Here is a 20,215-nt window from a genome sequence, read left to right on the forward strand (position 1 = left end):
CTGTCTAAAGATTATTCAAATACAGCAGGAAGTCCTTTTATAATTTAGTTCATTTGTAAATTAAAACTTATCACAATTGAACATCGGGATTTTTACTTACGGAACAAGAGGCGATGTACAACCATATATTGCCCTGGCATTAGGACTCATAGATAAGGGGCATCAGGTAACATTAGCTGCACCAGAGAATTTTAAAGAATTTGTTGAAGGTTTTGGAGTTGCTTTTCATCCGCTATATGGAAACGCCGAAGAAATGATGAATTCGCCCGAGGGACAAAGTGTACTTCAAACAGAGAATACTATTAAACTGATGAAGTATTTTTTTAAAGTACTTCATGAAATAAGGACCCCTTTACGAAAAACTTACCTTGAAGGGATCAGCAAAGTAGATTTTATTATAGCGAATTCAGCTACTCTTCCTATTGTAAATGCTATTGCCGAAAAACAAAATAAAAAAGTTGCCCTTACCTATTTTATGCCACCTGTTGTTCCTACAAATGAATTTCCGTTGAGCGACTTTGACTTCTTAAATTTTTCCTGGTATAATAAGCTGACCTATAAATTAGCACATGCTTTTTATTGGAAATTTGTAAAAGAAGAAACCAATGAATTCAGGCAAGAATTAGGGCTGCCCGTTTTGAAGGAAAACCTGATAAGTTATATCGGCAAACAAAAACCGTTAGATTTATACTGCATAAGCACAAGTTTGATCCCACAGCCCAAAGATTGGGAAGACTATCATAAAATAACAGGCTTTTTGACTGTTCCGGTGGAGAAAAGAGAAAATCATTTTTTGGATAAAATACCAAACGAACTCAATAATTGGTTATCACAAGGCGATAAACCAATATACATTGGCTTTGGCAGTAATGGTGTTGGAAACGTGGGGAAACTTATAAACATATTGAGTGATATTTTGACACAAACCGCGGAGCGGATTTTATTTTGTACGGGTTGGTCGTTGCTTGATAACTTACCGGTTCATAAAAACCTATTTGTAATAAAGTATGTAAACCATGAAGCAATTTTACCAAAATGTAAAGTAGGAATATTTCACGGAGGCGCGGGTACACTGGCAACTATGTTGAGAAACAATTTGCCGGTAATTATTATTTCATTTTATACCGACCAGCCAACCTGGGGGAAAATAATAGAACGGAGGAAATTGGGTGTTCATATTCCAATTAAAAAACTCAAAGCTGAAAATCTGATTTCGGCCATAATAAAAGTTCAAACAGCCGAAATAAAAAATAATATTATAACAATTGGCAGGCAAATCAGAAATGAGAACGGACTTGAAAACGCGGTAAACGAAATAGAAAAATACTTTGACAACATGTTGGGTAAAACGCGATGATGATATATCGCCTGCGGATGTATAAGGTTAGTTATTTGATAACCATCATTTTTAAGGTATATTTATATATCCGTTTATGCGGGTATCCCCTTAAATGAAACCTAAAATAGCCACAGTATTAGTGTTTTGTAGCCTGATTACCACCCTTGCTTACGCGCAACGTCCGGGCCGAGCCATCCAGATCAATATTGACACGCTTTTAAATGCCCGCCCGGTAACCACCCTGACCCATGGTAAACTGGTAACCTGGACCAAAGGAATTGATGGCGACGGGAAGGGAGATGGCTATTTGACTATGAAAGCCGCTTTATTTAATAAAGATAAAGACCCGCATGCATTGCCAAATGATCCGTTTATAGATGCCACACCCGCGCATCCTGCTATTAAATTACATTATTCAAACAGCGACGGGGTTAATAACCAGGCCCATTTTGTTTCGGGTGCTGGTAGTTTTGGATTTTATGTGCCACAAAAAAAATATATGGGCATGTATTTAAGTCTTACAAGTGCCGAAGGGGGCTCGCAGCTACAATTTGAATTAACTTATAAAGATGGCGTGGAAATAAAAGACTTTTGGCTGCCTGATTATTACAATGATATTGTTGCAAGAGATACCGTTTTAAGCTATGTGGTGCATGACCTGGGTAAGTGGGATAATCAAAACAAAATGGTTGAGATAAATCATCATAATATTGATGCGCTTAATATATACCCCAATCCAAAACGTATTTTGGTACACGTTAAGGTTAAAAAAACCGTTGGCGGATACCTTGTTTTTTGGGCAGCTACAGGTGTACCGGTTAAATAAGGTTCTTATTTATTGATGGCCCGTTAAAATGCTTTGTCATTAGGCTTTTACCATCTTCGTTTTTGTTGAAACTGTATAGTGATCACGCACGTGAGTTCATTTTGTCACACCGTTGTCAACATGCTAAAATAATTTAAAGTAAGCAATTGTTCAGATAGCTTTGCTATGTGGATAAGCGAAAAATTATAGGGCTCTTGAAATAAACAATTCGAAAAATATTATTTACAGTAAAAACAAAAAGATGAAAATTACCTATTACGGTCACTCATGTTTCTCGGTTTTGGCAGGCGGAAAACATATTTTGTTTGATCCCTTTATCTCGGGAAATGAACTGGCAAAAGACATCAACATTGATGAGATTAAAGCCGATTACATTTTTGTATCACACGGCCATTTTGATCATATGCTTGATGTGGTAGCCATTGCAAACCGCACAGGCGCGCTGGTTGTTGGTATTTGGGAATTGTACGATTATTTTAGCAAGCAAGGGGTTAAAAATGTACATCCGTTAAACCCTGGAGGTAAAGCTACCTTTGATTTTGGAACAGTAAAGGCTGTAATAGCACAACACTCCAGCAGTTTGCCCGATGGAAGTTATGCAGGGGTGCCCAGTGGCTTTGTTTTCAAAACCGACAGTGGTAACTTTTATTACAGCGGCGATACTGCACTTACTTTAGATATGACATTGATCCCAAAATGGGCCGATCTTGACTTCGCGGTATTTCCAATAGGTGATATGTTAACTATGGGTATAGAAGACGCCATTGAAGCTGCTCAATTTGTTAAGGTAAAAAAAATTATAGGGGTGCATTATGACACGTTCGGATTTATTAAGATCGATAAAGCTGATGCAATTCAGGAGTTTGAAAAATCTGATTTAACGCTGTATCTGCCACAAATAGGTGAAAGCATTGATATTTAATCGCATTATATTGCTGTTATAATTTTATGAGGCATTTATAAAACAACCAATTATTACAATAAATTTGCAGCAAAATTAACGGGGTTTATATTTTGCTGCAAATGCGTTTAGTTGCCTGGTGCTTTCTGTTATTTTTACTGAATTGTTCTGCTGCATTTGCACAGCAGGACACGGTAGCAAACAGCCCCGAAACTACAGCCCCCAAAACTATAAAGAGTAGCAGTGCCTCCCTGCTTGATTCGGTGGCGGCAGCCATGCAGGCCCGCAAGCTTTTTGTTGCCGATTCCCTGGCCATGCGTTATTTACATGCTCCAGATTCTGCAACCAATAGCGAGTTTGCTGATAGTTTGCTGGCGCGCAGCTTATATAAGGGCTACGGTTTTTTAGATATTCACCTCAAATCAAAAGGCCGGGTTAAGGATGGGCATAGCCGCCCCCTGCGTGATCCCTGGATCATTGTTATCATTATAGGTTTACTGTTATACACGGCTATACTTAATATTGCTTTAAATAAAGACGTAAGCTATGTGCTGCAATCGTTTTACAATAAACGCATATTATCGCAGGCTGGTAAAGAGGAGGGCTTTGTAAGCTTCTGGGCCTTTGTAGGCCTGTTTTTGCTGTTTTGTTCAACGTTTGGCCTTTTTTTATATCAGCTGGCAGCCTATAAAGGGGTTTATTACATAGTAGGCGGCAGCAGCCTTTTCATATCGCTTACTACAATACTCATAACTCTTTTTGCGCTAAAATTTCTGGTGCTTAAGTTTATAGGTTTTGTGTTTGATATTAACCGTTTGGTAAGCGAATACCTGAACATATTGCACCTTACGTATTTTAATATAGCATTTATATTTTTACCTGTAGTAATTTGTTTTAGCCTGCTGGGGAGCCAATATGTACCCGTATTGCTTACAGTAACACTTATTGTAATCGTAATAATATTTGTATGGCAATATCTCAGGAGCAGCGTAAATATAATTTCTACTTTTCGATTTCATAAGTTTTATTTATTTACGTATCTTTGTGCCCTCGAAATTTGCCCCATTTTAATTTTGATAAAGGCATTGAATATTAAAATTTAGGTAGTTAAAAGAACTGATTTGGAAGATAGAAATAAAAAGGTTAAAAGTATATTAGTTACTTTATCAAAACCTGAGAACGATAAGAATCCGTATGCTGAACTGGCTAAAAAGCTAAACCTGAAAATTGATTTCAGGTCATTCATTCATGTTGAAGGCGTGCCGGCTAAGGATTTTAGAAAGGAAAAGATAAACCTTGGTGATTTTACCGCTGTTATCTTTACCAGCCGTAACTCCGCTGATCATTTTTTCCGCATTTGCGAAGAAATGCGCTTTGAAGTGCCTGTGGAGATGAAATATTTCTGTCTTTCAGAAACCATTGCTCTTTATCTGCAAAAATATATTCAATACCGTAAGCGTAAAATATTTTTTGGCAAACAAACTGCTGCCGACCTGGCAGAAGTGTTGAAAAAACATTCGGCCGAAAAATTCCTTTACCCATGTTCAGATGTTGCTGCCGAGGAAACACAACGTTTTTTGCTGGAGAATGGCTATAACTTTACACCTGCTGTATTGTTCCGCACAGTTTGCAGTGATCTTTCTGACCTGGCCGAAGTATTTTACGATGTAATAGCCTTTTTTAGTCCATCAAGTATCCAGTCATTATACAAGAACTTTCCCGATTTTAAACAAAATAATACCCGTATAGCTGCTTTTGGTGCAACAACCCATAAAGCGGTGCTCGAAGCCGGACTGATTCTGGATATCCCAGCACCAACCCCCGCGGCACCATCAATGACCATGGCTATTGAGCAATATGTTAAGCTGGTAAACAAATAAATATTCCGGATTTATTAGCGCACATCGCAACTTTTTTTAAAATATTAGCGTAATAATGCCAACTAATTCTCATCATTGTAATTAGTTGGATAATCGTTTATTATTCAATATCTTGTCGTTTAAATAACGCAAAGGGCATATAGTGGGCTATAATATAGCTTAAATAAAATGTTTTTTGGCTTTAATAGCACAAATTTTGATATATTCGGGGGGTCATATATGTTATAGTTTATATAACTGAATTTTGATTTTTAAAATGAAGCAGATATACTTATTAATAGTTGTTTTAGCTGGTGGTGTATGGAGTGGTTGCGGTAAAGGCGGTGACAGGGGAGAACTAACAGGAGTTCCGCAGCGGTCGTTCAGGTCAGAAGTGCCCTACGGCATGGTCTATATTCCGGGAGGAACATTCCTGATGGGGCAAACCGATCAGGATGTAACATTCGCGCAAATAGCACAAACCAAGCAGGTTACTGTTGCTCCATTTTTTATGGATCAAACCGAAATTTCCAATAGTCAGTACAAACAGTTTGTTTACTGGGTACGCGACTCCATAGCTATTACCAATTACATTAACGACAATAAGTATTATATACAACCAAAGGGCGCGGGCGCCAATGCCAATGCTACTGGTAAAAAGTACATTAACTGGGCCTATGTAAAAAGAAACCCTATCTGGAGTGATAAGAAAGGACAGGCCGGGAACGCGTCAAAACTACAAGGCATGTATTACCAGGGCGAGGACCGGGTGTTTGACAGTAATGAGATTGACATACGTTTATTAAAGTACAACTACTCGCTGATGGTGCTGCGCGACGCGGCCACTTATAAAAATGATAAAACCAAAAGGCGCTCTGATTTTATTTTGCATGATACTGTAACCGTTTACCCGGATACACTGGTATGGCTCAGCGATTTTTCATACGCTGCCAATGAGCCTATGGTTGAAGGATATTTTTCGCATCCGGCTTTTCGCAACTATCCGGTGGTTGGCGTAACGTGGAGACAGGCAAGGGCATTTACGGTATGGCGTACCCGTTATAATGAGGCTTATAAAGCCTCGCGCCGTTTACCCCGCCGTTTACCTTATGAACTCCCTACCGAAGCCGAATTTGAATATGCAGCCCGCGGTGGCAGGATAGGTACCGATTACCCATGGGGAGGCCCATATATTAAAAATGCAAAAGGTTGCCTGCTGGCCAACTTTAAACCCGGCCGTGGTAACTATACTGATGATGGCGGGGCATACACCGTAAATGTACGCTCTTATTTTCCTAATGATTACGGCCTGTACAATATGGCTGGTAATGTGGCCGAGTGGACATCATCAACGTTCGACGAATCTGCATCATCATTTGTACACGATCTTGCACCAACATTTAACTACGAAGCTAAAGCCACCGATCCTGAAGTACTTAAACGTAAAGTTGTACGCGGCGGGTCATGGAAAGATATAGGATATTTCCTTCAAAACGCAACCCGCAGCTATGAATACCAGGACACCGCGAAATCATACATTGGTTTCCGCTGTGTAACACAGTATCTGGGAAGAGATATTAAAGACAAACGATAAACTAATTAACAAACATCTACAAAAAAGTTATTTCTGAATTATTATGGCAGGGAAGAAAAAACCTTACGGAATAGGGAACGTAGTATCATGGGGAGCTACAGTGGTAATTATAGGCTTGTTGTTTAAAATACAACACTGGCCTATGGCGTCAACATTTATAACAGTTGGATTAGGAGCAGAGGCAATATTATTCTTTTTATTAGGTTTTCAACGGGAAGAGAAAGATATAGACTGGGTACGTGTTTACCCCGAACTAAACGAAGATTTTAAAGGCGAATTACCAAAAGCTTCAGTAAGGCCAATCAGCAGCAATGCTTCAAGCACACAAGCTTTGGATAAAATGATGGAAGATGCCAAAATAGGGCCTGAACTGGTACGTAGCCTGGGTGATGGCCTAAGAACATTTGGCGATAAAGTGGCCGCTATATCAAAGGTGACCGATGCCGGCGAAGCAACCATTGCCTTTACCGAAAAAGTTAAGACCGCAGGTACAAGCTATGATAAATTGAGCAACGCTTTTGAAAAAGCTTCAGCCAATTTAGCCGAAATGGCCAATTCAAATGTTGATTCAAAAGCATACCATGAGCAGGTAAATAAACTGGGACGTAACCTTTCTGATTTAAATGCTGTTTATGAACTGGAATTGCAGGATTCAAGTGCTCATTTAAAATCAATGAACAACTTTTACAAGAACCTGTCATTAACCATGAACAACTTTAATGAATCATTAGACGATTCAAAACAGTTTAAAGAAGAAGTGGGGCGTTTAGCTAAAAACCTGGCATCGTTAAATTCGGTTTATGGTAATATGCTTACAGCAATGAACCAGCCTCGTGTTAATTAATATAATTAATAGAATTTTTACAAGCTAAGATTTATAGTAGGATGGCCGGAGGTAAGGAAACCCCAAGACAGCGGATGATAGGTATATTATACCTGGTGCTTTTAGGCTTAATTGCCCTTAATGTTCCGGATAGCCTGTTAGATGCATTTAGAAATATTACAAACAGTTTAGATCAGTCAAGAACTAATGTTACTACCAGCTTACAAAGTACCTATTCGGCCTTTGAAGCAACCAAGTTAAAAGAGCAGCCCGAAAAAGCTAATCAATTGTTAACAAAAGCAAAGGATGCAAGTAAAGCCGCTGATGAACTGAATGGGTACATTGAAGAATTAAAAACGGAATTAATTAAAAGGGGTGGAGGAATTAACGCAGAAACTAATGATGTGGATGCGAGGGAAAGCCTTGACATATCGCCCGAAGTGATGATCAATGCTAAAAAAGCTAATGTATTAAAAGGGAAAATTGAAAGCACCAGGGCACGCTTATTACAACTATTGGGTAAGGATAGTGTAGGTGTTAATTTTTCTTTGAATGCCATTGGACCTAAAAAGAAAACCTGGCAGCAGGCTTACTTTGGTGATGGCATCCCGTTGGGGGCAGCTTTAACCACATTAGCTAAAATACAGGCGGATAATAAAAACGCGGAGAACGAAGTGGTGAAAAAGATATTGGGAAAAATTGATGTGGCATCGGTAACTTTAAATCAGTTTAGACCGGTAATATCTGCACCGAGCAGTTATGTTTTGGCAGGGCAGCAGTATAAAGCCGAGATCTATTTAACCGCGTATGATCAAAACTCAAACCCTGCTATTACTGTAGGTGGTTCATCAATACCTACTGCAAATGGTGTAGGTACTTATACAACCACTGCAAGCGGCGAGGGTTTACATACATGGTCAGGTAATTTATCTGTAAAACAGGTGGAAGGTCCTCCTAAGGTGTATCCAATTTCTGCTACTTATATGGTTGCAAAGCCATCGGCAGTAGTATCGCCCGATAAAATGAACGTATTGTATATAGGCGTACCCAACCCGCTTTCAGTATCGGCGCCGGGTGTACCAAAAGAAAGTATGAAAGTAAGCATGTCCGGAGGTTCCATAAACGGTAGCGGTGGCCATTATACGGCTACAGTAAGTAGTATTGGTACTGCAAGGGTTACCGTTTTGGGCGATAAAGGCATGGTTTTGGGTACATCTGAGTTCCGTGTTAAACGGATCCCTGACCCTAAGCCACAGTTTGCCGGCAGAAGCGGCGGTAATACCAGTGCTGCTAACCTAAGGGCGCAGGACAGGGTATTTGCCAAGTTGGAAAATTTTGATTTTGATGCTAAATTTAACGTAACACGTTTTACCGTACTCATAGTAAAGCCCCGCCAGGATGCCATTATATTATCAGGCAGCGGAGCTGAACTAACAAGTGCTATGCGTGCTGCAATGAACACCGTTACACCGGGTTCTACTGTTATATTTAAGGATATTGTTGCAGTTGGCCCCGATGGATCGCCGAGAGGACTTGACCCCATTGTATTATCCGCAAATTAAAAGCGTATGAAAAAGAAAATTTTGGTAGTTGTGCTTTGCTTAATCTGTGTTTCGGCATTTGCCCAGAAACGCCCGGCTAAAAAGCGTACCAGGAAACCTGCTACTACTACTCAACAGCAACCAGTTCAGCAACAGCCCGTTCAACAGCAGCAATTGAACAGTCAGCAGGATAACGTAGTAAGCCAGCCGCCGGTTACTGATACTACCAAGCGCAAGGGTTTTGACCCTAATAAGCCTTTTGAAAGACCGCTTGATGGTTATTACAAAAAGAACAATATTTTAAGTGCCCGGGTTACACCATACCCAAACCTGCGCGAAAGTGATGTAGCTTTTGCTAAACGTATATGGCGCGAAATTGATCTGCGCGAAAAAATGAACCAATACCTGGCTTCGCCAAAACGCCGTTTGATAGATGTTTTGCTTGATGCCATTGCTGCTGGTGAATTAACCGCTTACGATCCAACGCCGGGCAAAAAGGATGATCCGGGAGGCGATAGCTTTACTACTCCGTTAACCGGAGAGCAGGCACGCTCACGCATGGCCGATAGCAGCGTGGTTGATAAGCTTGATAAAGATGGTAACAAAATTTCATCAACCCTGGTGGCCGGTGAGTTTAATGCCGATAGTGTTGTTAAGTTCCGTATTAAGGAGGACTGGGTTTTTGACAGGCAACGTTCTGTATTTGAGCCGCGCATTGTAGGTATAGCGCCTTTGATTAAACCTAAAGCAGGTAACCTCGATCTGGATTACCAGCCCGCTTTCTGGATCTATTTTCCCGAAGCAAGACCTATACTGGCTACAAAAGAAGTAGTAAGCCGCAACAGTGATGCAACCGGTTTGAGCTTTGACGATGTTTTTATGAAAAGAATATTTACCAGTTATATTGTTAAAGAAAGTAACGATAAGGACGAACGTATAAAAGATTACGCCCAGGGTATTGATAAGCTTTATGAATCAGAAAGGGTCAAAAAAAACCTGATGGACTGGGAGCTTAACCTTTGGTCATACTAACCAATTACAAACCTAAATTTTAGAGTCAAAATTCAGAGCCTCCGGGTATTGAGTTTTGGCTTTTTTGTTTTTATGGATTTATAAACTAACATTGATACGGACTAATCGCCGTTATAGTTCTCTCCCCACGGGAGGGGTGCGTTGGTTTGTGATGTGGCAGGGAGGGGTTTATACACCCTGTTACCTACGGGTATTTAAGTGGGATATGGATAGTTTATTAAACCCCTACCTCCCCCTTCCCGAGGGAAGGAATCGCACTGCCCTCTGCTCTTTCATCTTAATTCTGTTGTCTGTGAGGACACAGACAACGGGTAAGAGATGGTATTTTTTAATTTTGACTTGTCTCCACCTCTCCGCCAAAGTATCCTAATATTGCTTTCGCTTGTTTCAGGTTTACTACTTCCAGCAGCATTTCTTCGCTGGCTTCGCGGATCTTTTTTACCGATTTAAAGTATTTAAGTAGCTTTTCGGCGGTGGTTTTGCCAATGCCATCAATCAGTTCCAGCTCGGTGGCCAGGGTACCTTTATCACGTATCTTACGGTGAAAGGTTATCCCAAAACGGTGCGCTTCATCGCGCAAATGCTGGATCACTTTAAGTGTTTCTGATTTTTTATCCAGGTACATGGGGTATTGATCGTTTGGATAGTATAGTTCTTCCAGGCGTTTGGCAATACCTATCACCGTTACCTGCTTATCAATACCCAGCAGTTTAAGACTGTGCATAGCCGATGATAACTGACCCTTGCCACCATCTATAATGATGAGTTGAGGCAGTTCGGTACCTTCATCAAGCATACGGCGGTAACGGCGGTGTACGGCCTCTTCCATGGTAGCAAAATCATTTGGTCCTTCCACAGTTTTTACATGGAAGTGGCGGTAATCCTTTTTCGACGGCTTGCCATCCTTAAATACAACAATGGCCGATACCGGGTATTTGCCCTGAAAGTTGGAGTTATCAAAACACTCAATATGGCGGGGCAGTTGGTTCATACGCAGGTCCTTCATCATCTGGGTTAGCAAACGTTCGGTGCGGATCTCTGGGTTCAGCTTTTCGTATTGGTCTATCTTTTCCTTTTTAAAGTACTGTACATTCTTTTGCGACAGATCGAGTAGTTTCCGCTTTTCGCCCAGTTTGGGCACGGTGAACTTTATGCCGGGATGATCTTCCAGATCGATATCAAAGGGTACGATGATCTCTTTGGAATCGCTGTTATAACGGCTTCTGAACTCAGATATAGCCAGGGTGAGCAGTTCCTCGTCGCTCTCATCCAGTCGTTTTTTAAGTTCGATGGTTTGCGTTTGAATGATGGTGCCGTTCATCACCTTTAAAAAGTTTACGAAGGCTATCTTCTCTTCAGACGCGATGCTGAACACATCCACATCAGTTATAGACGAATTAACAATGGTTGATTTGCTCTGGTAATTTTCGAGCAGATCGAATTTCCTTTTCAGGCGATGCGCCAGTTCATAGTTATATTCGGCAACGGCAATATCCATTTCGCCTTTAAGGCGGCGCAGCACGGCCCCTATCTTGCCATTCAGGATATCTTTTATCTCCTCAATGCCATTGTCATAATCATCCTCTGTTTGGTAGTTTTGGCAGGGGCCCTTACAGTTGCCCAGCTGGTACTCCAAACAAACCTTAAATTTACCCTTATCAATATTTTCGCGCGTAAGTGCCAGGTTACAGGTGCGCAGGGGATAGGTTTCCTTAATAAGCCCTAAAATATTATGCATCATGCTTACCGATGCATAGGGCCCCAGGTATTTTGAACCATCCTTTACTATACGCCTGGTCCAGAAAATACGGGGATAGTTCTCGTTCTTGATAATGATCCAGGGATAGGTTTTATCGTCCTTAAGCATTACGTTGTACCGGGGCTGGTGCTTTTTGATCATGCTGTTTTCCAGCAGCCAGGCATCCACCTCGGTATCAACAATAGTAAAAGTAATATTGCGGATCTTTGATACCAAAACCCGGGTTTTGGCATTTATATGTATATCCTGATTAAAATATGAGCCAACACGGTTACGCAGATCTTTAGCTTTACCAATGTAAATCAGTTCATTCTCACTATCCCAATACTGGTATACACCGGGTTTATGAGGTATATTCTTTAATGCAACTTTATAGTCGAATTTTTCACTCATCGCTTAATTACAGGTTGTCATTGACTTATTTATGTTTGGCCACGTCCACGTCATTGCGAGGAACGAAGCAATCTCTACTTAGGCAGGTCAGCTGTGTAAGTTCATCACTTAACTAATTGCTCTGTATAGCATAGAGATTGCTTCGTTCCTCGCAATGACGTACCGGACTCAACCACCCGCAACAAATTTTATAATAATTACTTTAGCTTCCTTTAGAAATCCAATTTCTTATCCACCTCAGTAGCGCCCTGCTGCTGCTGGTTGTATTGATTACAATCCAGTACAATGCTTACGCCGTTTTTGGGTGCATCAAAATCAACGGTTTTTTTAATACCCAGGGCCGCGTTGGCATATACTTTTTTCATGTACAGGGCAAATATAGGCAGGGCGCTGTTAGCACCTTCGCCAAGCCGGGTTGATTGAAAGGCAATGTCGCGGTCTTCGCAGCCTGTCCAAACGCCGGTAACCAGTTGCGGGGTTATGCCCATAAACCAGCCATCGGAATTGGCGTTGGTAGTACCTGTTTTACCACCTATAGGATTGTTAAGTTTATATTTCCATTGCAGCCTTGAACCAGTTCCGTCCTGTATTACACCTTTAAGCATGTAGGTCATTACATAAGCCGTTTGAGGGTTCATGGCCTGCACCACTTTTGGGGTGTGGGTGTATAACACGTTGCCATTTTTATCTTCAATACGTAATATATAAGTAGGTTCGGTCCACAGGCCATGATTGGCAAATACCGAGTATGCGGCGGTCATTTCAAATACCGAAGCATCAAACGTACCCAGGCAAATGGATGGATAAGGCGGCACCGCACTGGTAACTCCCATTTTTTTGATCAGTTCCACAACCGGCTCGGGTTTAACCTCGCTCATAACGTGGGCGGTTACCCAGTTTTGCGAATGGGCCAAAGCCTGGCGCAGGGTTATAAAGCCAGGTATGGTTTCTGACGGCGACGAGCGCGGGCACCACGGCGCCCCATAACCCCTGATGGTATCGGGCACATTATTGATCTTCATACAAGGCGAATAGCCGTTATCAATAGCTACCGCGTAAGTGAAAGGTTTGGCTGTTGAACCAACCTGACGGGTACCGTTTTTAACCTGATCATACTTAAAATGCTCAAAGTTGGTACCGCCTACCCAGGCTTTCACATAACCCGTTGTAGGATCCATGCTCATAAGGGCATTACGAAGCATCATTTTACAATAAACAATAGAGTCGATAGGTTTCATTAACGTATCGATGTCGCCATGCCAGGTAAACAGGTTCAGCTTTTCCTTTGTGTTAAAATTTGTTTTAATATCTTCATCACTCATTCCCTGGGCTTTCAGCATTTTGTACCTGTCTGATTTTAGCATGCCCAGGTTAATCAGATATTTAAAGTTATGGATGTTTCTTGCCAGATTTTGCCCGCGCCAGTGGTCATTAAACTGCACTTGCAGGTTACGCATATATTCCTGCTGCGCTTCTTCGGCATATTGCTGCATGGTGGCATCAATGGTAGTATATATTTTAAGGCCGTCGCGGTCAAGGTCATAAGGCGTACCATCGGGCCGGTTAATGCTTTGTTCCTTAAATAGTTTTTGCAGTTCTTTTTTTAGTACCGATCTGAAATATGGAGCCGGCCCGTCAAAATGATTGTTGGGATGAAAGTCAAGGCCAAGTGGTTTTCTTTTATACTCCTCGGCCTGGGCTTCGTTCAGATCACCTTTTTCTACCATACGGTTAAGTACCAGGTTACGGCGCCTGAGGGCATTGTCGGGATGCCTTATAGGCGAGTAAATACCCGGACCGTTAACCATCCCTATTAACAGGGCAGCCTGATCGGGCGTAAGCTTATCGGGCGTGGTATTAAAATAAGTACGTGCTGCCGATTTTATACCGTAAGTATTGTATGCGCCAAAATCAACCGTGTTAAGGTACATGGTCAGGATCTCCTGTTTGGTATAATGACGTTCCAGCTTAACCGCGGTTACCCATTCCTGCATTTTTTGAATAACGCGTTTAAACGGATTGGCCGCCCTTTCTGAAAACAGGTTAAGCGCCAATTGCTGCGTAATGGTACTTCCGCCTTGTTTTTGTCCTACCAGCAAATGCAGAAAAATGGTGAAGCTGCGCCCAAAGTCAATACCCGAGTGCTCAAAAAAACGTTTATCCTCGGTAGCTACCAGCGCGTTAACCACATAGGGCGATAATCCGGCGTAAGTTACATTAGAGCGGTTCTGGATATAATAGGTACCCAAAACCTGCTTATCAGACGATATTACTTCTGATGCCTGGTTGCTTTTAGGATTTTCTAAGTCACGAAAAGCGGGTAACTGGCCAAATACATCAAAAATAGTAAGCGCTATCATGATGGCAACAAATACAAAGCCGGCTAATACGGTTCGCCATATGTACCAATTATATCTTCTTATATCCTGCTGGGTAAGCTTAGGCTTAGTGGTTCTCATTTCAATAATTTTTCTGGTAATAGTCAATATAACTATCTACTGTTTTTTGATCGGCTAATTTATCCAGATTTTCCTTTGTTATGATAAAAAAACTGTATTTATCCTTTGGTACCTTCATAATATCAGGCAACAGCGGAATGATGCCCCTTGCATATTTTTTTACATCTTCCAGGCTGTAAAAGCGGCCTACATAAATTATCTGGTCATCAGGTCCGGCATTAACCAACTGGTGCTTAATAGTACTGCCCGAAAAACGGGTGCGGTTAAACTGCCCTATACCAAAACGTGAAGAGGCCAGGTTAGTTGTACCCGTAGTAACATTTACTACAAAATAATAATTACTGCTATCGCGCTTTGAAAATATGGATATTATATTTTGTGCTTTTATTTCGGCTTTGGCAGGTGCAGCAACACTGTCGGGGTTTGTTTGTGCAGCCTGCTGCAGCTGGTACGCCGGCTGCTGTATATGTGTATCAACCAACTTTCCTTGCTGAATGCCTAATGGCGACTTGATTTGTGCCGATGAAGGCGCCAATCCATTTAACGGTGCACTTACAGGGTGTCTGTACTCTTCAACCTGTTGCGATGGGATAAAGCCTTTGCGGTATTCGGTTTGTATTTGATAAGCTACAGGCGGGGTGAACGGTATTTCGTTAGGATCATCCTCAGCTAATACAACGGACCTGGCAGCTACCTCGGCTTTGTTGGCATTAATATAAGCCAGGTGCTGGGTGGCCAATGGGGTTACTAACAAATCATCGGGATATTTATCCACTATCTGCTGCATATCGGCCATAAAAGGCGGCAGCTTTTCCTGGTGACCGGCAGCAATGGCTTTTAAATAATATAACTGGGCCGAAAAACGGTTGTCGGGATATCTTTTTAAAAGATCATCGGCACTGCTGATAACCTGGGCATATTGTTTTTGGGTGTACAGGTCATATACCTGGTTGTAAAATACATTGAACCCGGCATTGGCATCATTTAGTTTTTTGCCGTAGTCAGGATCGAGAATGATTTTGGCAAACGCGGTTTGCGGATATTCTTTCAGGATCCGGTTCTTATAGTTTTCGGATTTGGTGGCGTCAATATCAGTATAAAGCCTGTACAGGTTATAAAATATAGCAGGCTTATCAGGACTATCCGGGAAACGGGCAAGCAGTTTTTCAAAAATGACTATGGCTTCCTTTTTATCTTCCAGTACATCGCGGTATAGGTTGCCCAGATCAAGGTAGGCGTTATAAATACGGATGTTTGATTGTTTAAGCAGATCGGGGGTTAGCGGCAGGTCACGGATCAGTTGCTGTTTATAACCATTGTTATTTACTGAATCCCCTGTTTTACCGGCCTGACTGACTGGTTTATCCGTAGGGCTGTTTTGTGCCAAAGGCCCGGTATTGGCTGGCATGCCACTGTTTGAACGCTTGCTGCGCCGCCAGTTATCTTCCAGCTTGCGATTACCCCATTGGCGTTTAAATGAGGCAAAGCCCTGGCTTATCGCGTTATTATTATAAAAATAAAATGAACTCGCGGTGTTTTGGCTGTTTGGCGATTGAGCATCAGGATTGTTATTGCCCAGTGAGCTGCTATTGATAAATGGATCGCCGGCGCTCACGGCTGTTTCGGCAGTGGCTTTTTCCTGAACTGCTTTACGCGCAACCATGGCGTCAATATGGGATATGCGTGTTTTTTCATCAAGCGAGGCCAGCATTTGTAAGGTATCCTCACGGGCTATGGTTTCGAGCAGGCCGGTTAGTAACTGCAGGTTGTTGCTCTTTTTAAGAATGAGCTGATAGCCCGGATAGCCGGGCGACAGGTAAGTAAGGGTGCTGTCATAATATAATTTGGCACCGGCATAGTCGGCTTTGTTCTTAAAATCAATATCGGCAATACGCAGATAGGATATGCCTTTCTGGTTTTGATTTTTGGTGCTGTAACGTACCGATAGTTTGTAGTTTTTGAGGGCGTTATCAATATCGCCGGCGGCATAATATTGTCCTGCTATCTGGTAGTAAATCTGGTCGTTAAAATCAAGATTGTCGTGGTTCTTTAATAATTTACGCAGCAGGTCTATTTTGCTTAGCTTAATCCCATTGCGGTTATCCTGTATGCGTATGCGGTTTAAATTGGCATTAAAAGCCATCTCAAACGATGCATTACTTTGAACAATGCGCGTATAGTTATCAAAGGCATCGGCAGGTTTTAAATTAAGTTCCTGCAGTTGTGCCAAAATAAATATCCAGCGCAGCTTTAGTCTTTTTACGGTACTGTATGCTATAGCCTGTTTAGCATCCTCTTCGGCTTCGGCATAGTTTTGCGTGTTGATATTGTATTGCAGTCTGGTAGCGTATACATCGGCCGCGAAGCTTTTTTTGAGTTTTTTAGGATCGATGTTCTGTACTGCCGAATCGATGGTTGTTTTAGCCTGCGGCAGATCATTCAAATATAAAAGCGACCGGCCTTTCCAAATCAGGGCCTGCTGGGTTAACGTTGTTTTATTGCCAAAGGAGCGTATCACGTAGTTAAAATACTCCACCGCGTCAAAATAACTGCCTTCCAGGAATCTTGCTTTGCCCATAACCAGGTAAGCATCGCCAATGTAATGGCTTTGTTCTTTGATGTTAATAATGGTATTGGCTTTGGTAACAACGGCCTCCATATCCTTATCAGGAGTGGCGCTCTGGCTGGTGGTATCGGGGTAAACGTTCAGCAGTTCGGTGTACCCGTCATGGAACGATGTGGCATAGCTTTCCTGTTTAAGCCGCAATAATTCATTGGCGTTGAACAGTATATTGTAGTGCGCGGTAAGGTTTTGCAGCGAACGGTTTAAGCCGCTTTGTTTTTCGAGCGAGCATCCTGCAACAATAATTATAAATGTAAACAGCAAAAATTTACTGCTCTTATACGTAGAAACTATAGGTAATTGCCTCAAAATAAGATGTTGGTTTTAAAAGCATTGCTAAAATACTAAAGATTATACAATAGGTTTAATAAATTTGCGGCATGGCTAAAAATGAACAGCAGGAAGATGACGAAAATGGCAGGCGGGTAAATAGTTATGCCAAATTTAGCGGTATAGCTTTCCAGATGATTGCTGTTATAGGTGTTTTTGCTTTTGCCGGGTATAAAATTGATGAGGCTACCGGCCATACTGTAAAGTGGGCAACAGCGGGGTTATCGCTGGTTGGGGTTTTTATTGCATTATATATTGTTATCAGATCTGTAAAAAGTTGAAACTACTACCTACTGTATTATCCTATTTATTGTTTATTATTATTATAGCGGTACCGCCGTTGGTATTAACCTATACCGGCCATACCAATCTGATAACCCCAAAGTTCTGGCTGTTGTTTTTTTTCCTTTCGGGACTTACGTTTTTAACGGTAATTTCTATCCTGATGGTGGCTAAAATTAACAAAGAAATGTATGCTCAGGCATTTTTGGCCGCTACTACGGTTAAGCTATTGGCCTGTATGTTCTTTGCTCTGTTTTTCCTTTTAAAAAACAAGGTAAACCGGTATGTTTTTGTGGGCGATTTTTTTTATATATATTTCTTAAATATGGCCTTTGAAATTTATGGCCTATTACGTAACTTGCGCAACCAAAAAATAAGGTAGAAAACATCATCTGAATGAATAATTGCTCGATTTTGAACTCAAAAATATTTAAACCATTACTGATTTCCGCGCTTTTTTTGCTGTTTTGTGTTAAGCCTGTGTTATCTTTTTCGCAGGAAAAAGCCGCCGAAGGCACCGAAAAGCCGTTTGATCCAAAAGAGGTCGTATTTGAACATATTGGTGATTCGCACTCCATGCATGTATTCGGAAATATTGCCATTCCACTGCCGGTTATCCTGTATACTGATAAAGGATTGGAAATTTTCTCGTCAGAGAAATTAGGCCTTCATCATGAAGAAGGTCATGAGGCTCCCGTTCACAAAGGCGAGTATTACAACTACAAGCTTGAGGGTAATAAAATATTAGCCGTTGATGAAGCTGGTGAAGTTAATAAGGACGCTAAGGTTTATGATTTTTCAATAACCCGCAATGTTGCCAGTATGTGGATGGGTATGATCATATTATTGATCGTATTTTTTAGCATAAGCTCATCTTATAAAAAACGCGCAGGTAAAGCGCCAAAAGGTTTACAGTCATTATTGGAGCCAGTTATTCTTTTTGTAAGGGATGATGTAGCTATACCTAACATTGGTGTAAAGTATGCTAAATACATGCCTTTGCTGTTAACCATCTTCTTTTTTATATTGATCAACAACCTGTTAGGCTTGGTTCCGTTTTTTCCGGGAGGTTTTAACCTTACCGGTAATATCGCGGTAACTATGGTATTATCGGTAATTGTGCTGATCGTGATCAATTTTAGCGGTAACAAATATTACTGGAAACACATTTTCACACCCGATATCCCAGTTTGGTTATATCCCATCATGGTTCCGGTTGAAATTATTGGTATCATATCAAAGCCATTCGCGTTAATGATCCGTTTGTTTGCGAACATTACCGCGGGCCACATTATAGTACTGAGCTTAATATCATTGATCTTTATCTTTAAAACAGCATGGATGGCAACTGTATCTGTTCCGTTTGTGGTGTTTATGGATTGTATAGAATTGCTTGTGGCATTTTTACAGGCCTTTATTTTTACGATGCTGACATCGCTGTTTATTGGTATGGCGGTTGAAGAGCATCATCATTAATCTGAATTAATTATAATATATATACATACACGTTAAATTATCAAACAATGACAATGATTGGAATGATCGGAACAATTGCACAAGCCGCTGCTACAGGCGTTGTGGGGCTTCAAAAAATTGGTGCAATTGGTGCTGGCTTAGCTGTTATTGGCGCTGGTATCGGTATCGGTCAAATCGGTGGTAAAGCCGTTGAAGGTATCGCCCGTCAGCCAGAAGCTGCCTCAAAAATTCAAACTAACATGATCATCGCTGCAGCCCTTGTTGAAGGTGTTGCTTTGTTTGCTGTGGTAGTTGCTTTACTCTAATTATTAGGGTTAAAGAAAAAATGAACAACCCGGGGCGATTGGCTCCKGGCTTGTTTTAATCAGATTAAAAAGAATAACATATAAAGTAATAGCTTACATAAATTATGGAATTAGTTACCCCGAATCTTGGTTTGGTTGTTTGGACAACAATATCATTTGCGATCCTGTTGTTTTTGTTAGGAAAGTTTGCCTGGAAACCCATCTTAGGCGCGCTTAATGATCGTGAACGCTTTATTGAAGATTCACTTTCAAAAGCCGAAGCTGCCAAAGAAGAAATGGCCCGTTTAACTAATGAGAATGAATCATTATTGAAACTGGCCCGTGCCGAGCGCGATCAGATATTAACTGAGGCCCGCAAAGTTAAAGAGCAAATGATTGTAGATGCTAAGGAACTGGCGCACAAAGAAGGTGCACGCATGATTGAGTTGGCCCGTGTTGAAATTAACAACCAGAAATCAATCGCGATGGCTGATGTTAAAAACCAGGTAGCTACACTATCATTACAAATTGCCGAGAAAGTATTGCGCAAGCAATTTGAAGATCAGCAAAAACAGGATGAACTGGTTAGCCAGCTATTAAAGGAAGTGAAATTATAGAGATTTCGGATTTGGGGTGTTCGATTCCGGATTTATTTCCTGATCAGCTCCCGAAGTTAAAATATCCTAAACTCAAA

The 20,215-nt window shown here is 41.3% G+C and carries 17 protein-coding genes; 14 read left to right on the forward strand and 3 right to left on the reverse strand.

Annotated elements, in window-relative coordinates; translation table 11 throughout:
• Nucleotides 1-76 precede the first annotated feature (76 nt).
• The 9 genes from AC1DRQ_RS15190 (at nucleotide 77) to porN (ending at nucleotide 9,915) form a co-directional block, all read left to right on the forward strand.
• Nucleotides 77-1,357, forward strand: a complete 1,281-nt coding sequence (locus AC1DRQ_RS15190) for a glycosyltransferase (RefSeq protein WP_477425540.1) — start codon at nucleotides 77-79, stop codon at nucleotides 1,355-1,357.
• Nucleotides 1,358-1,451: 94 nt separating this feature from the next.
• On the forward strand, nucleotides 1,452-2,165 hold the full coding sequence (locus tag AC1DRQ_RS15195) for a hypothetical protein (RefSeq protein WP_429401000.1): 714 nt from the start codon (nucleotides 1,452-1,454) through the stop codon (nucleotides 2,163-2,165).
• A 241-nt stretch (nucleotides 2,166-2,406) separates the two neighbouring features.
• Complete coding sequence (locus tag AC1DRQ_RS15200; RefSeq protein WP_477425541.1) at nucleotides 2,407-3,087, forward strand: metal-dependent hydrolase; 681 nt, start codon at nucleotides 2,407-2,409, stop codon at nucleotides 3,085-3,087.
• Nucleotides 3,088-3,188: 101 nt separating this feature from the next.
• The gene (locus AC1DRQ_RS15205; protein ID WP_477425542.1) at nucleotides 3,189-4,169 is read left to right on the forward strand and encodes a DUF4271 domain-containing protein; all 981 of its coding nucleotides are present in this window, start codon (nucleotides 3,189-3,191) and stop codon (nucleotides 4,167-4,169) included.
• Nucleotides 4,170-4,187: 18 nt separating this feature from the next.
• Nucleotides 4,188-4,946 carry a uroporphyrinogen-III synthase gene (locus tag AC1DRQ_RS15210; RefSeq protein ID WP_429400994.1) on the forward strand — a complete coding sequence of 253 codons (759 nt, stop codon included), beginning with the start codon at nucleotides 4,188-4,190 and terminating at the stop codon, nucleotides 4,944-4,946.
• Between the two features lie 256 nt (nucleotides 4,947-5,202).
• Complete coding sequence (porK, locus tag AC1DRQ_RS15215; protein ID WP_429400992.1) at nucleotides 5,203-6,519, forward strand: T9SS ring complex lipoprotein PorK/GldK; 1,317 nt, start codon at nucleotides 5,203-5,205, stop codon at nucleotides 6,517-6,519.
• Nucleotides 6,520-6,562: 43 nt separating this feature from the next.
• The gene (gene porL / locus AC1DRQ_RS15220) at nucleotides 6,563-7,363 is read left to right on the forward strand and encodes a type IX secretion system motor protein PorL/GldL (protein ID WP_429400990.1); all 801 of its coding nucleotides are present in this window, start codon (nucleotides 6,563-6,565) and stop codon (nucleotides 7,361-7,363) included.
• A 41-nt stretch (nucleotides 7,364-7,404) separates the two neighbouring features.
• Nucleotides 7,405-8,904 carry a type IX secretion system motor protein PorM/GldM gene (gene porM, locus AC1DRQ_RS15225; RefSeq protein ID WP_477425543.1) on the forward strand — a complete coding sequence of 500 codons (1,500 nt, stop codon included), beginning with the start codon at nucleotides 7,405-7,407 and terminating at the stop codon, nucleotides 8,902-8,904.
• A gap of 6 nt (nucleotides 8,905-8,910) precedes the next feature.
• Nucleotides 8,911-9,915, forward strand: a complete 1,005-nt coding sequence (porN, locus tag AC1DRQ_RS15230; RefSeq protein WP_477425544.1) for a type IX secretion system ring subunit PorN/GldN — start codon at nucleotides 8,911-8,913, stop codon at nucleotides 9,913-9,915.
• 328 nt (nucleotides 9,916-10,243) lie between these two features.
• On the opposite strand, the gene uvrC is transcribed toward porN, so the two are convergent.
• The 3 genes from uvrC to porW form a co-directional block, all read right to left on the reverse strand.
• Nucleotides 10,244-12,067 (reverse strand): excinuclease ABC subunit UvrC, encoded by a 1,824-nt coding sequence (gene uvrC / locus AC1DRQ_RS15235; protein ID WP_477425545.1) that lies wholly within the window; start codon nucleotides 12,065-12,067, stop codon nucleotides 10,244-10,246.
• Nucleotides 12,068-12,279: 212 nt separating this feature from the next.
• Nucleotides 12,280-14,526: a penicillin-binding protein 1A gene (locus AC1DRQ_RS15240; RefSeq protein ID WP_429400984.1), complete on the reverse strand. Its 2,247-nt coding sequence runs from the start codon at nucleotides 14,524-14,526 to the stop codon at nucleotides 12,280-12,282.
• A gap of 1 nt (nucleotide 14,527) precedes the next feature.
• On the reverse strand, nucleotides 14,528-17,458 hold the full coding sequence (gene porW / locus AC1DRQ_RS15245) for a type IX secretion system periplasmic lipoprotein PorW/SprE (protein WP_477425546.1): 2,931 nt from the start codon (nucleotides 17,456-17,458) through the stop codon (nucleotides 14,528-14,530).
• A gap of 71 nt (nucleotides 17,459-17,529) precedes the next feature.
• Here porW and AC1DRQ_RS15250 point away from each other — a divergent pair, with 71 nt between their 5' ends.
• The 5 genes from AC1DRQ_RS15250 to atpF all read left to right on the forward strand — a co-directional run bounded on the left by AC1DRQ_RS15250 (nucleotide 17,530) and on the right by atpF (nucleotide 20,138).
• The gene (locus AC1DRQ_RS15250) at nucleotides 17,530-17,760 is read left to right on the forward strand and encodes an AtpZ/AtpI family protein (protein WP_429400980.1); all 231 of its coding nucleotides are present in this window, start codon (nucleotides 17,530-17,532) and stop codon (nucleotides 17,758-17,760) included.
• Entirely contained in the window at nucleotides 17,757-18,143 is a 387-nt protein-coding gene (locus AC1DRQ_RS15255; RefSeq protein WP_477425547.1) for a hypothetical protein, read from the forward strand. Before AC1DRQ_RS15250 ends, AC1DRQ_RS15255 begins: the two co-directional genes overlap by 4 nt.
• A gap of 98 nt (nucleotides 18,144-18,241) precedes the next feature.
• Nucleotides 18,242-19,237 (forward strand): F0F1 ATP synthase subunit A, encoded by a 996-nt coding sequence (gene atpB, locus AC1DRQ_RS15260; protein WP_477425548.1) that lies wholly within the window; start codon nucleotides 18,242-18,244, stop codon nucleotides 19,235-19,237.
• A gap of 62 nt (nucleotides 19,238-19,299) precedes the next feature.
• Complete coding sequence (gene atpE / locus AC1DRQ_RS15265) at nucleotides 19,300-19,542, forward strand: ATP synthase F0 subunit C (RefSeq protein WP_090472659.1); 243 nt, start codon at nucleotides 19,300-19,302, stop codon at nucleotides 19,540-19,542.
• A 104-nt stretch (nucleotides 19,543-19,646) separates the two neighbouring features.
• Nucleotides 19,647-20,138 (forward strand): F0F1 ATP synthase subunit B, encoded by a 492-nt coding sequence (gene atpF / locus AC1DRQ_RS15270; RefSeq protein ID WP_429400974.1) that lies wholly within the window; start codon nucleotides 19,647-19,649, stop codon nucleotides 20,136-20,138.
• Nucleotides 20,139-20,215: the final 77 nt, after the last annotated feature.

This window comes from Mucilaginibacter sp. P4_E8 (genome assembly GCF_056401495.1).